Raw genomic sequence first — 15,015 nt, forward strand, 5'->3', positions numbered from 1 at the left:
TCCGAAGATGCATGCCCCGCGATCGCGCCCACACCGAGCGTCGTATCGGCGGGCCGAGGTAGACGCACTCCTGCCGTCCGGTCCTGCACGTCGATCGTGCGGGTGCGTCGACCGTTCGATGTGAGGAGTTACGACCGATCATGAGTACCGAGACGTCGGAGACTTCGACAACACCGGAAGGCGAGAACGCCAGCGGGCGTGGCCGCGCACGCCGGGAACGACCGGTACGACGTGACCGCCCTGCTCGTCGGCGTCCGCGCACCCCGCTCCTACCTCAGCTGCTGGCCTCGGCGGTCGAACTCGGACCCGACTCGGATGCCCTCGTGTTCGAAGGCCGAAGCTGGACCTACGCCGAGCTCGACGCTCGATCGGCCGCGCTCGCCCGCCTGCTGATTGCGCGCGGAGTGGGCCCCGAGGACTTCGTCGCATTGTCGATTCCACGCTCTGATCTGTCCGTCATGGCGCTGTGGGCGGTGGCCAAGACCGGCGCGGCGTTCGTGCCGATCGATCCGACCTACCCGGCCGACCGGGTCCGGCACATGGTGTCCGACTCCGGCGTGCTGCTGGGGTTGTCCGTCGGCGCGGTGAACGAGGATCTGCCCGCGGAGGTCGAGTGGCTGGTCATCGACGACAGTGACATGACTCGGCGTCTCGATGAACTGTCCGGCGAGCCCGTCACCTCGGAGGATCGGGTACGGGCCCTCGAGCCGACGCACCCGGCATACATGATCTACACCTCCGGATCGACCGGTCTGCCGAAGGGCGTCGTCGTCACCCACGCCGGACTGAGCAACTTCTGCGAGGAGCAGATCGATCGCTACTCGCTCACCGGGCAGTCGCGAGTGCTGCACTTTGCGTCACCGAGCTTCGACGCGTCCGTCCTCGAACTCCTGATGAGCATCGGGCGGGGTTCGACGATGGTCGTCGCCTCGCCGAAGGTTCTCGGCGGAGACGATCTGGCTGCGCTGATCCGCGCGCAGAACGTGAGCCACGCCTTCATCACCCCAGCGGCCCTGGCGTCGGTGAATCCGGCCGACACCAATACCCTGCACACCGTCGTTGTCGGCGGCGAGGCCTGCCCGCCCGAGCTGGCAGTTCGATGGGCACCGGGCCGGCGCTTCTTCAACGGATACGGGCCCACCGAGACCACGATCATGACCAATATCGGCGGACCGATCGCCGAGAACGAGCGTGTGACCATCGGCGGGCCCATCCGCGGTGTCAGCGCGTTTGTGCTCGACGCGTCTCTCAACCCGGTTCCCGACGGGGTGGCAGGAGAGCTGTACCTGGCCGGACCTGGACTTGCCCGCGGCTATCACCAGCGACGTGGACTGACCTCGGACCGCTTCCTTGCCTGTCCGTTCGGCGAGGACGGTGTGCGGATGTACCGCACCGGAGACGTCGTGCGCTGGCGGGTGGTCGAGGGCGAGCGAGTGGTCGAATACATCGGCCGCAACGACTTTCAGGTCAAGATTCGCGGATTCCGCGTCGAACTCGGTGAGATCGACGCCGTCCTGGCGGCCGATGACAACGTCGAATTCGCCGTGACTGTCGGCCGCGAGACGCCGTCGAAGTCCACCGCCCTCGTCTCGTACGTACTGCCGAAGTCGACGTCGGAATTCGATGAGCGCGCACTGCTTGCGGTTGCCGCACAACATCTTCCGCGGCACATGGTTCCGTCCATCATCATCGCACTCGACTCGATCCCGTTGACGCCCGTCGGCAAACTGGATCGGGCCGCGTTGCCCGCTCCGGTCTTCGCCGCCGCAGAATTTCGTTCCCCGTCGACGCCCCTCGAAATCACCGTCGCGCAGATCTTCGGCGAGCTGCTCGGAATGGACCGAGTCGGTGCCGACGACGACTTCTTCGAGCTCGGTGGAAACTCACTGATCGCAACGCAACTGGCCGCGCGTCTCGGCGCTGCCACCGGAACACGAGTACCGGCACGCACCGTCTTCGAGTTTTCGACGGTGCACACCCTCGCCGCCCGATTGGAGAGTGCCTCGTCCGGCGCTGACGACGCTGCGAGCCGACCGCAGCCGGTGCTGGCCACAAGAGAGCGGCCCGAGCGGATCCCGCTCTCGTTGGCTCAACGGCGCATGTGGTTCCTCAACCGCTTCGACACCGCGTCGGGAGCGAACAATATCCCGGCCGCCATCGAACTGCGCGGAATGCTCGACGTCCCAGCGCTGTCCGCCGCGATCGGCGATGTCGTCGATCGTCACGAATCTTTGCGCACGTACTACCCCGAGGTCGACGGGACCGGGTACCAGATGGTGCGGGACGCAGTCGAGAGCGGAGTCGCGCTCGAGGTCGAATCGATCGAGGCCGATGCGGTCGCGCGTCGGGTCCAGGAGCTGGCTTTCGCGGGTTTCGATGTGACCCAGCAGGTCCCGGTCCGGTTGCGCCTGTTGCATCTGAACACCGACCATTACGTCTTCGTGCTCGTGGCTCACCACATCACCGCCGACGGCTCGTCCGTTGCGCCGATGGTGCGAGACATCATGACGGCCTACGCCGCTCGCAGCGCGGGGAATGCACCCGGCTGGGAACCACTCGCAGTGCAGTATGCCGACTACACGCTGTGGCAGCACGAGGTGCTCGGATCCGATGACGATCCCGAGTCCGTTGCGCATCAGCAGATTTCGTTCTGGAAGGACAACCTTGAGGGGTTGCCGGATCAGCTCGACCTGCCGACCGACCGCAGCCGGCCACTCGATCCGTCCGGAGTCGGTCGGGTACTCGGATTCGACATCGACGCGGCGTCGACCGCAGCGATCGGACGCCTGGCCCGCGAGCACGGGGCCACGCCCTTTATGGTCGTCCACACCGCCTTCGCGGTGCTGCTCGCCCGCCTGTCCGATTCCACTGACGTCGTCGTCGGATCGCCGATCGCCGGTCGAGGTGAGCAGGCGCTCGACGACGTGATCGGAATGTTCGTCAACACCCTCGTTCTGCGTACCGCCGTCGATCCGTCCCGTACATTCTCGGACCTGCTCGAACAGGTTCGCGAAGCCGATCTAGAGGCATTCGCGCACGCCGACCTCCCGTTCGAGCGTTTGGTGGAGGTGCTCGACCCCATTCGCTCCGGCGACCGGTACCCGCTGTTCCAGGTCGCTCTGTTCTTCCAGAACCAGGCGACAGGCACACTCGAGCTGCCGGAGCTGACGGTCTCCCCGCTGGACTTCGGTGAGGTGGTCGCGAAGTTCGACCTGCAACTGGTCCTGGAGGACCGCGCCGCCGGTACCGAGGAGCACGCTCTTGCGGGCACGTTCACCTATGCGGCAGATCTGTTCGACGAGGCGACGGTACGTGGAATCGCCGACCGCTTCGTCCTGTTGCTTGCTCGACTCGTCGATGGGCCGACACTTCCGGTCGGCGATGTGGAGCTGCTCGATGCCGCCGAGCGGGCACTGTCCACCGAACACGCTGCCGTCGAGGCAGTAGCGGTGCCGGACCGGTCGATCCTGGACGCCTACGTGCGGCAGGTATCCGCGAGTCCCGATTCGCCGGCGGTGACGTTCGAGGACGTCACGCTGACCTACGCGGAGTTCGACTACCGTGTCAATGCGCTTGCGCGACATCTGATCTCGCGCGGTGTCGGGCCCGAGGTACTTGTCGCCGTGTCCATCAGGCGCTCGATCGACCTGCTGGTGGCGATCTACGCCGTGGTTCGAGCAGGCGGTGCCTACGTGCCGATCGATCCTGATCTCCCGAGTGAACGCAGAGCCCACATCGTCGGCACGGCTGAGCCGTTGTGTCTGCTCACCAGCGCCGCCGACATCGAACCCGACGAGACCCGCCGCCGCGAAACGGTGCCGGAGTCCATCGCGATCGACACGCTCGACCCGGCGCTCGACGGTTCTCCTCTGCGCACGAACGAGTTGCGCCCGCTGCACACGGCCAGTCCCGCCTATGTCATCTTCACGTCCGGCTCGACCGGAAATCCCAAGGGCGTCGCGGTGTCCCACCGCGCGGTCGAGAACCAGCTGGCGTGGATGACGGCACAGTACGAAGTGGCGGACACCGACGTCTATTTCCAGAAGACCGCAACCACCTTCGACGTGTCGGTGTGGGGCTTCTTCCTGCCGCTGCGGACCGGGGGCCGCATCGTTCTCGCGACGCCGGACGGGCATCGCGACCCCGAGTACATCTCGGCCTCGATCGCCCGGCACGGGGTGACACTCACGGACTTCGTGCCGTCGATGCTCACCGTGTTCGCTGCGCACGCACGCACCGCCGAATGCGCCACGCTGCGCGACATCTTCGTCATCGGTGAGGCATTGCCGCCGGAGACCGTGACCGATTTCGGTCGCGTCAGCACTGCTCGCGTCCACAATCTCTACGGGCCCACAGAGGCCGCGGTATCGGTGACTCATCATCGCGCGGAGCTGGATTCGCGCGGCTCGATACCGATCGGTGTGGCCGAATGGAACGTCGGCGCACTGGTACTCGACCGACGGCTTCACCCTGTGCCGGCAGGTGTGCAGGGCGAGCTGTATCTGGTCGGCGACCAACTCGCCCGGGGCTACGTCTCGCGCCCGGATCTGACATCGGACCGATTCGTCGCCGACGTGAGCGGTTCCGGCACTCGGATGTATCGCACCGGCGACCTGGTTCGACGTCGACCCGACGGCGTTCTCGACTACATCGGGCGCAGTGACTTCCAGGTCAAGTTCCGTGGCCAGCGCATCGAACTCGGCGACATCGAATCTGCACTGCTCACGTCTGCCGATGTCAACCAGGCCGTCGTGCTGGTGGTGCCGACGGCGACCGGTGATCAGCTCGTGGCCTACGTCGTGCCGACGGTCGATGCCGCACCCGATCGTACATCGATCACCGAGTTCGCCAAGAACTTGTTGCCCGCGTACATGATTCCGAGTGCCGTCGTTGTCCTCGACGAACTGCCGTTGAACTCGAGCGGCAAGTTGGACCGTCGCGCACTACCGTCCCCGTCGATCGATACCAGGCAGTACCGCGCACCGTCGACACCCGTGGAGGAGATCGTCGCGGCATCGTTCGGCGAAGTTCTGGGTGTCGATCGCGTCGGACTGGACGACAACTTCTTCGATCTGGGCGGAAACTCTCTGATCGCAACCCGTCTTGTCGCACGAGTAGGCGTTGCCGTCGGCTGGCGTGTTCCGGTTCGAGCGCTGTTCGAGGCCTCCACCGTCGCCGCCTTCGCCGCGGCGGTCTCGGCGTTGTCCTCCGAACGCGCCGTTCCGGAGCTCGAGCCTGTCGAGCGTCCGTCGGAGATCCCGCTGTCGTACGCACAGCAGCGAATGTGGTTCCTCAACCAGTTCGACACCACCTCGGCCGCCGACAATCTGCCGTTGGCGATCTCGCTGACCGGTGATCTGGATGTGGCTGCGCTACAGGGTGCGGTATCCGACATCGTGCATCGACATGAGTCGCTTCGCACGCTGTATCCCGAAACCGATGGTCGGGCACGGCAATCGGTAGTGACCGACGGTATCGAGGTGCCCGATCTCACGCCCATTGCCATCGAGTCGAACGAACTCGTCGCGGTTCTGGCCGACGCCATGAGCATGCCGTTCGACGTGACGATCCAGGTACCGCTGAGAGCGTGGCTCTATCGGCTCGGTGAGCGTGAGCACGTACTGGCCGTGGTGGTGCACCACATCAGCGGTGACGCATTCTCGATGGGACCGCTCGCGCGTGACCTTGCGGTGGCGTATTCGGCTCGCACAGCGGGAGCCGCCCCGAGTTGGTCGGAGCTGGCCGTGCAGTACGCGGACTACACCCTGTGGCAGCGTCGGGTACTGGGCGAGGACACCGACCCGGAGTCGGTGCTCTCGAAGCAGTTGGACTTCTGGACTCGGACGCTGGCCGGAATTCCCGATCGAGTGGATCTACCCACGGACCGACCTCGTCCGCCGGTGATCAGCAACAGGGGAGCGGCGGCTCGTTTCGAGATCGACGCGTCCCTGCACGTCTCCCTCGGCCGGGTCGCACGCGACAGTGGTTCGACGCTGTTCATGGTGGTCCACGCAGCGCTCGCCGTGCTGTTGGCACGACTGGCGGCCACCGACGACGTCGTGATCGGGACGCCGATCGCAGGCCGCGGAGACGCCGCCCTCGACGATCTCGTCGGGATGTTCGTCAACACGCTCGTGCTGCGGACAGACGTCCAGCCGAGCAGCCAGTTCGCGACCGTTCTGAACACCGTGCGGCACGCGGACCTCGAGGCCTTCGCGCATGCCGATGTGCCGTTCGAACGTCTGGTAGAACAGCTGAACCCCGAACGTTCGCAGTCCCGGCACCCCCTGTTCCAGATTGCGCTCTCGTTCCGGAACCCGGCTACGAGTTCTCTGACGCTGCCCGATCTGACGATCGCCGGTGTCGACATCGAGGACACGAGCGCAAAGTTCGACATGCAGTTCACGCTGTCCGAACAAGCCCGGCCCGACGGCACCGCCGACGGCATGGCAGGCGTGATCACCTACGCCACAGACTTGTTCGATGCCGACACCATCGACGAGATCTCGGCGCGGCTCGTGCGGGTGCTGGCTGCCGTTGCGGCCGATCCCGAGACGGTGGTGGGCGATATCGAGTTGTCGGCACCCAGCGAGGTGCAGGAGCTGCTGCGCGGGCCGGTGGGAACCGTCGCCCCACGAACCCTTGCGGATCTGATGGCCGATGCCGTCGCGGCGAACCCGGACGGAACTGCCCTGGCGCAGGGCAGCGACCAGGTGACCTACCGGGAGCTCGACGAGACGTCCACCGCTATCGCGGAGATTCTGCGGGGTCGCGGTGTCGGACCGGGCACCACGGTGGCCGTCGCCACCCGCCGCAGCATCTCGTCGGTGACCGCGGTGTGGGCCGTGACGGCCTCCGGCGCGGCCTTCGTGCCCGTCGATCCCGACTACCCGGACGATCGAGTTCGCTTCATGCTCAGCGACTCCGGCGTACGAATCGGGCTCACGACGTCGGATGTCGTCGGCTCACTGCCGACCGAGGTGGACTGGATCGTCGTCGATGCACTCGCGCAGGCGAACACCCCAGTGGTGCAGCCTGATTCGATCCGCCGTGCGCAGACCGACGACGCCGCATACGTCATCTACACCTCCGGCTCCACCGGAAAGCCCAAAGGCGTGGTGGTCACGCATCGCGGGCTGGCCAACTTCGCGGCCGAGCAGAGTGAGCGCTACAGGCTGACCGAGCAATCTCGCGCGCTGCACTTCGCGTCGCCCAGTTTCGACGCGTCGGTTCTCGAACTGCTCCTCGCGGTTGCCTCCGCGTCCACCCTGGTGATCGCGCCACCGCGCACGTACGGCGGCGGCGAGCTGGAGGGGCTGATCACGCGGGAGTCGGTAACGCACACGTTCCTGACCCCGACGGTTCTGGCCTCGATCGATCCCTACGCGGTGACCAGTCTCGAGGTCGTGATCGCCGGCGGTGAGCAGTGCTCGCCGGAGCTGGTGCAGCGCTGGTCCACTCACGTTCGGTTCTTCAACGGCTACGGCCCGACCGAGGCCACCATCATGACCAACATCAGCGACGCTCTGAGCCCCGGCGACCTGTTGTCGATCGGCGGGCCCATCCGGGGAATGGCGTCGTACGTTCTGGATTCGCGCCTGCGCCCGGTTCCGCTCGGCGTCACCGGCGAGCTCTATCTCGCCGGTGTGCAGCTCTCGCGGGGATATCTCCGGCGTCACGGCCTGACAGCCGAGCGTTTCGTCGCGAATCCTTTCGGCGATGCCGGAGACCGGATGTACCGAACAGGTGACGACGTGCGCTGGCGAAAGAGCAACGGCAGCAACATGATCGAGTACGTGGGTCGCTCGGACTTCCAGGTCAAGATCCGCGGATTCCGCATCGAGCTCGGTGAGATCGACTCCGTCGTCGCCACCTACCCGGGCGTCGACTTCGTGGCCACCCTCGGGCGGACGCTTGCCTCAGGCGGCACCGCCCTCGTGTCCTACGTACGCTTGCAGCCGGGAGCTCACATCGACGCCGCCGACGTTCGTGAGCACGTCGGGAAATCGCTTCCTGCACACATGGTGCCCTCGGCCGTTGTCGTGGTGGACGAGGTGCCGCTGACCCCGGTGGGCAAGCTCGACCGAAACGCATTGCCGGAGCCGGTGTTCGAGACCGCTGCAGGTCGGGAACCGTCCACCGACACCGAGCGCGCCCTGAGCGAGGTGTTCGCGGAAGTGCTCGGTGTCGACACCGTGGGCGTGGACGACTCGTTCTTCGCCCTCGGCGGTGACAGCATCGTGTCCATCCAGCTGGTCTCGCGCGCCCGGGCCCGCGGCCTGAACTTCGGACCGCGGGACGTGTTCGAGCTCAGAACCGTTGCCGCACTGGCCGAGATCGTGGAATCCGGTGCCGCCGAGGTACTCGAGGAACTGCCCGGCGGGGGAGTGGGGACGACTCCGCTGACCCCGGCCGTCGGCTTCATGGTCGAGCGCACCGGTGGCTTCGATCGGTTCACCCAGAACCTCGCGCTCGAGCTTCCTGCCGGCATCACCGAGAACCAGATCGTCGCCACCCTCACCGCCGTGATCGATCGCCACGACATGTTGCGTGCAGTTCTGCAACGCGACGTGGAGGGTGCATGGGTGCTGCGCACGCGCGAGCAGGGCAGTGTCGATGTCGCAGCGGCCGTCACTCGCACGGCCGTCGATCCGGGCCTCGGTGACGAGGATCGTCTGAACCTCGCTGCGTCGGCACTCGAGGGTGCGCTGAGTCGTCTGGACCCAGCGGCCGGACGAGTCGTCGAGTTCGCCTGGCTCGATCCGGCATCACCGTCGGGAGAACGAACCGCCGAGACGGGCAGGCTCATCGTCGCTGCTCACCACCTTGTCGTCGACGGCGTGTCCTGGCGCATCATCGTTCCCGATCTCATCTCTGCTTGGCTGCAGGTGTCTGCGGGGTCCGTACCGACACTCGATGCGGTCGGCACGTCGTTCCGGCGATGGGCGCACGCTCTGGTCGACAACGCCGGTTCCGACCTTCGTCGAGCCGAATTGCCCTACTGGACTTCGGTTCTGGATCGGATCGAGGTGCCCGTCGGTACGCGCCCCTTCGACCCGACGGTGGACTTGGCATCGACTGTGCGCAAGGTCCACATCGAGGTGGACGAGGCCACGACCGAAGCCGTGACGACGGCGATCCCCACTGCTTTCAATGCCGGTGTCGACGATGTTCTCCTCGCCGCACTCTCGCTCGCGGTGGCCCGCTGGCGTGAAGAGCGGGGTACACAGTCTTCGTCGGTTCTGATCAGACTCGAGGGTCACGGGCGCGAGGAGTCGCTGGCGCCAGGGGCCGATCTGTCCCGTACGGTCGGCTGGTTCACCGGCATCTACCCCGTCCGACTCGAACTCGAGACCATCGACGTGGGCGACGCCTTCTACGGTGGCGTCGCTGCGGGTGCCGTCGTGAAGTCGGTCAAGGAGCAGCTGCGATCGATTCCGGACAAGGGTCTGGGCTACGGATTGCTGCGGTACATGGGCGACCCGGCGTTCGCACCGCCCTCGGCGGCGCACGCGCAGATAAGCTTCAATTACCTGGGCCGCGTGTCGGCGGCCGACATACCCGAGGGCATGGAGAAAGTCGGGTGGATTCCGGCCGGCGATCTCGGTGACCTGACCGGGACGCCCGACGTGGACGCCCCCGCCATGGCTCCGATCGACATCAACGCCGTTGTGGTCGGTGGACGCCTCACGGCAGACTTCGGCTTCCCGACGACCCTGTTGTCGGAGTCGGACGTTCACGCCTTGGCCGAGCACTGGCGAGATGCGCTGACGTCCATCGTCGAGCACGGACGGCATGACGGCGCCGGAGGTCTGACGCCGTCGGATCTCCCGCTCGTGCAGCTGACTCAGCGCGACATCGAGCGGGTAGAGGCACAGCTGCCGTCTGTGCGCGACATCTGGCCGCTGTCGCCGCTGCAGAACGGACTGCTGTTTCACGCGTCGATCTCCGAGACCACGACCGACGTGTACACCACACAGATCCAGCTGCACCTCGGCGGCGACGTCGACTCGCAGAGGCTGCACGTCGCGGCGGATCGGATTCTCGAACGGTATTCCAACCTGCGCACCGCATACCTGCGCGACGACACCGGCAATGCCGTACAGGTCGTCGTCGAGTCGGTTCGCGTGCCGTGGCGAACCATCGATCTCACTGTTGCCGAACATGATTCGACGACGGCGGACCAGCTGCTGAGTGCTGAACAAGTGCTCGGATTCGATATGACCGCGCCGCCGTTGATCAGGTTCCTGTTGATCCGCACGGCCGCCGATCGGTGGACGCTCGGCGTGACCAGCCACCACATTCTGCTCGACGGCTGGTCGATGCCCATCCTGATGAAGGATCTGCTGGTCCTGTACGCAACCCGCGGTGAGACATCCGTTCTGCCGAGGGTGCGTCCGTACCGCAATTTCCTTGCGTGGCTGTCCACGCGTGACATCGACGACTCGTTGGACGCGTGGCGACGGGCGTTCGCAGGGCTCGACGATCCGACGCTGATCTCGCAGCGTGGCTCTGCAGATGCCGACTCTCCTGAGATCGCCGAGAAGAAGTTCGTCCTCAGCGGTGCAGACGCCGCCCGGTTGTCGGACCGCGCGTCGGAACTGGGCGTCACGATGAACACTTTGGTTCAGGTGGCGTGGGGAATTCTGCTCTCGCGCTTGCTGACTCGCGACGATGTCGTGTTCGGAACCACGGTGTCCGGTCGTCCGGCGGAGCTCGACGGCATCGAATCGATGGTCGGTCTGTTCATCAACACCGTTCCGGTCCGATTCACCCAGGACGCGAACTCGCGCATCGAGGATCTGGTGCACCGCACGCAGAGGGCGCAGGCGGAACTTCTCGATCATCACTACGTGGGTCTGACCGACATTCAGCAGACGGTCGGCTCGGGAGCGGTGTTCGACACCCTGGTGGTGTTCGAGTCGTACCCGATCGACAAGTCCGGGTTGTCCGCGGCGAGCTCGATCGACGGGATGAGCGTCCTCGGTGTCGACACCAAGGACGCAACTCACTACCCGTTGACCATGGTGGTCGTAGCCGACGCCGAGATCACCTTCACCCTGAAGTACCGGGCCGATCTGGTCGACGCGGACGCCGCGGAATCGATGACGACGAGATTTGCTCGCGTACTGGACTCCCTCGCCGACGCATCGAAGGGAGCCGACACAGCCGGGTCCATCGACATTCTCGATGGTGCCGAGCGGGCGCAGGTGCTGCAGACCTGGAACGGTGTGACGGAAACCGTTGCAGCCGAACTCGATTCCGAGGCGCGGGACGAGTCGCTGATCTCACTGTTCGAGAAGCAGGTATCGGCAGCGCCCGACGCCACCGCCGTGGTCTTCGGTGACGAGCGCGTGACCTACCGCGAGCTCGACGTACGAGCCGAGAAGCTGGTCGGCACGCTTGTCTCCGCTGGTGCGGGGCGGGAAACCCTGGTTGCCATAGCGCTTCCCCGCGGTATCGAGCTGATCGTCGGCTTGCTGGCCGTACTGAAGTCCGGTGCCGGCTACCTCCCCGTCGACACGTCACTGCCGCTCGACCGGGCGCGCTTCATGATCGAGGATGCCCGTCCGACGTGTGTACTGACCGACCGTGACGGCGCGACGTCGTACGCCGAATTCGGTGTGCCCGTCATCGTGTGGGGGGGTGCGGGTGCGACCGAGCAGCCTTCGGTGACCCGACCCGATACGACGCGCAGTGGTGCGGATCTCGCGTACGTCATCTACACCTCCGGGTCCACTGGCACGCCCAAAGGCGTTGCGATACCCAACGAGAACGTCGTACGGCTGTTCCGCAACACCGATCGGACATTCGACTTCGGACCGGGTGACGTGTGGACGATGTTCCACTCGTTCGCGTTCGACTTCTCCGTGTGGGAGATCTGGGGACCGTTGTTGCACGGCGGCACTCTCGTGGTGGTGGATCATGCCACGTCCCGGTCGCCTCGGGAGTTCGTCGAGCTCGTGGCGCGCGAGGGCGTGACGATGCTCAGCCAGACGCCATCGGCGTTCTACCAGTTCGTCGATGCCGAGCGGGCCGCGTCGTCGTCTCCGACGGCGTTGCGGCACATCGTGTTCGGCGGCGAGGCTCTCGATCCGAGCAAGCTCACCGGATGGTTCGATACGCACGGGGTCGATGCCCCGCTGCTGAGCAACTTGTACGGGATCACCGAGACCACGGTGCACGTGACACATCACGAGGTCCGTGGTGTCGACGAGAACGTCCGACACCCGATCGGGACCGCGATCGACGGCCTCGGAACGTACGTCCTCGATCAGGGTCTGCGTCCAGTGCCGGTCGGAGTGGTGGGCGAGGTCTACGTCTTCGGAGTGCAGCTCGCGCGCGGCTACCTCGGACGTGCAGGACTGACGGTGGGACGATTCGTCGCGAATCCGTTCCAGGGCGTCGGCGCGCGTATGTACCGCACCGGCGATCTGGCGCAGTGGACGCCGCAGGGCACCCTCGACTACGTCGGCCGGGCGGACTCGCAGGTGCAGTTGCGAGGCTTCAGGATCGAGCTCGGCGAGGTCGAAGCAGCGCTTCGGTCCGCACCCGGTGTGGCGCAGGCTGTCGCCATCGTCCGCGAAGACGAGCACCTCGGATCCCGTCTCGTCGGATATGTGGTGCCCGACGACGGGTCCGTGGATCTCGATCACGTTCGCGGGCATGTGGCGCAGAGTCTGACCTCGTACATGGTCCCCGACGCCCTGATGGCCCTCGAGTCGTTGCCGTTGACGGTCAACGGCAAGCTCGATCGACGCTCGCTACCGGACCCACACGTGCGACGGATCGAGTTCCGGGCGCCGACAACAGATCTCGAAGCGCACGTGGCTGCCTCGGTGGCCGACGTGCTCGGACTCGACGACGTCGGACTCGACGATAGATTCTTCGAGTTGGGCGGTAATTCACTGCTCGCTGCGAAGCTTGCGGCCCGGATCCGTTCGCGATGCGGGTCGGCGGTGCCGGTGCAGTGGGTGTTGACCGAGCCCACCGTCGAGCTGCTCGCGCGTCGGATCAACGAGGAGACGGGTTCGGAAGCCGGCGGCGCTACGGCAGATCCGCTGGCGGCGATACTTCCCATTCGAGAAGGCGGCGACCGTCCGGCGTTGTTCTGTATCCACCCGATGATCGGGCTGGCCTGGAACTATGCCGCGTTGGCCGAGACGACCGCTCCGGGACGCCCCATCTACGGCGTGCAGCTTCCGCAGTTGCGCGGTGCGTCGGAATCGCCGCGCACCATGGTGGAGCAGGCCGAGCTGTACGCACGGGAGATGGTTCGCGTGCAGCCGACCGGACCTATCCATCTCCTGGGGTGGTCGTTCGGTGGCGTTCTTGCTCACGCAGTAGCTGGTGCACTGCGAGCTGCCGGCCGCGAAGTCGGCGTCGTGGCGATGCTCGACAGTCTCCCCACCGCCGACGAGGCGGTGTTCGCCGAGGAGTTCGCGGACAATCTGCGCGCGCTCGGTATCGGTGGGACAGGAGAGCTCACCGACTTGCGTAGCGAGGCCACTCGCCGGCAGGTTGTGGATCTCGTGCTGGCCGAACTGGACATGTTCGACGAGCTACAGGTGTCGAACCTGTACGAGGACGCTCTCGCGAGCGCGACGAAGATCGACGGCTACTCGCCGGTGGCACTCGACGGGGATCTGCTTTTCTTCTCTGCAGTCCGAGATCACCCGTCCGCAGGCGATGCGGCCCTGCTGTGGTCGCCGTACGTGGGCGGCACTATCGAGAACGTCGATGTCCAAAGCACGCATGCGAACATGACCTCAGCGGAGTCGCTGGGTGCGGTCGGGCGGGCACTCGACACAGCGATGGATGCCGCCGAGGGGTGAACGGTCGGTCGGGCCGAGGACAGGGTGAGCAGTCCCGGTCCAGACCACCGCCGCTCAGATTTGGCCGCCGATCGTGCGAATGCGCAACCGGCGGACTCAGGACTCCGTCTCTGGAAGCAGGATCAGCAGGGTGCGGAGTGGGCCGTCGCGTATTCGGGGTCGAGCGCCGAGAGCACCATGTAGTTCGGGGCCGGATCCGTCACGAGACCGAGATGGCCGGTGGTGGCACCGGGACACACGTCCTGCACCCAGAGGTTGTGAACCGACTCCGTGTCACCGGTACGCAGAAAGGTGAGTTCGGGGGGTGTCGAGATCTGGTCGTCGCGAGTAGCGATGACCGTGTAGTCGACGCCGGGAAGGGCGTCGCCACCGGCATTGAGGTTGACCAGAACCGGGGAGCCCACCAGTTGCTGTGCTCCAGCCATGTTCCACGTCAGAGGAGTGATGGCGTCACCGGGGAGGCCGAGTGAGGTGACCAACTTCGCCAGCTCCTGAAGACCACCGAAGGTTGTTCCGTGGTTGGTCGCACCCAACGTGACCAGGCTGTGGACCTTGTTGCGGGAGGGGTCGGCGGAGTCTGTGCCGCCGTCGAACTTCATGTACTGCCGAGCTACGATTCCGCCCTGCGAATGCCCGACGACATCCACCTGCGAGGCGCCTGTTGCAGCCAAAACCTCGTCGATGAAGCCGCCGACCTCACGCGCCGACTCCGGGATGTCACCGGAGCCCCATACAACCTTGCCGGGCTCGAACAGCAGGCCGACTGCACCATAGTTGGGTGCGAACACGCAGTAGCCCTGTTCGATGAGCTGCGGAGCCAGAATGGTCCATGTCGTGGAGTCCATCTTGGTTCCGTGGATCAGCACGACGGGTCGAGGATGCTCTGGGCTGGGAACGCAACCGAAGTCGTTGGTACCCTCCACAGTCGGGATCGGTACAGGGGGAGCGACAGGGGCGGCAGATACGACGGAGGTTCCGGAGAGGATCACGGCGGACGTTGCTGCGAGCACGCACAGAGCACGCGTAACTCGGGTGGTAATCGCCATGGCCTCTTTCCGGTTCAACTCACCGCGTCGGACGACGTCTGAGGTTCCCCCCGGATGGTGGACACCGAGATAGCGGGATCAATGGTTCCGCTGGAAGGATGTCCTCATGTCCCGCAAACGCAGGTCTTTCACGA

Annotated in this window: 2 protein-coding genes; one reads left to right on the top strand and one right to left on the bottom strand. The window is 65.7% G+C overall.

The genetic code is table 11. The features are described from left to right. The first annotated feature begins 140 nt into the window (after positions 1 to 140). Positions 141 to 13,835 carry an amino acid adenylation domain-containing protein gene (locus tag ACIGGF_RS19060; RefSeq protein ID WP_397522724.1) on the top strand — a complete coding sequence of 4,565 codons (13,695 nt, stop codon included), beginning with the start codon at positions 141 to 143 and terminating at the stop codon, positions 13,833 to 13,835. Positions 13,836 to 13,957: 122 nt separating this feature from the next. Here the strand turns inward: ACIGGF_RS19060 and ACIGGF_RS19065 are convergent, their stop codons facing one another. Continuing rightward, on the bottom strand, positions 13,958 to 14,881 hold the full coding sequence (locus ACIGGF_RS19065; RefSeq protein ID WP_397522725.1) for an esterase/lipase family protein: 924 nt from the start codon (positions 14,879 to 14,881) through the stop codon (positions 13,958 to 13,960). Positions 14,882 to 15,015: the final 134 nt, after the last annotated feature.

Origin of the sequence: Rhodococcus sp. NPDC078407, assembly GCF_044542515.1 — a bacterium.
Lineage (GTDB): Bacteria > Actinomycetota > Actinomycetes > Mycobacteriales > Mycobacteriaceae > Rhodococcoides.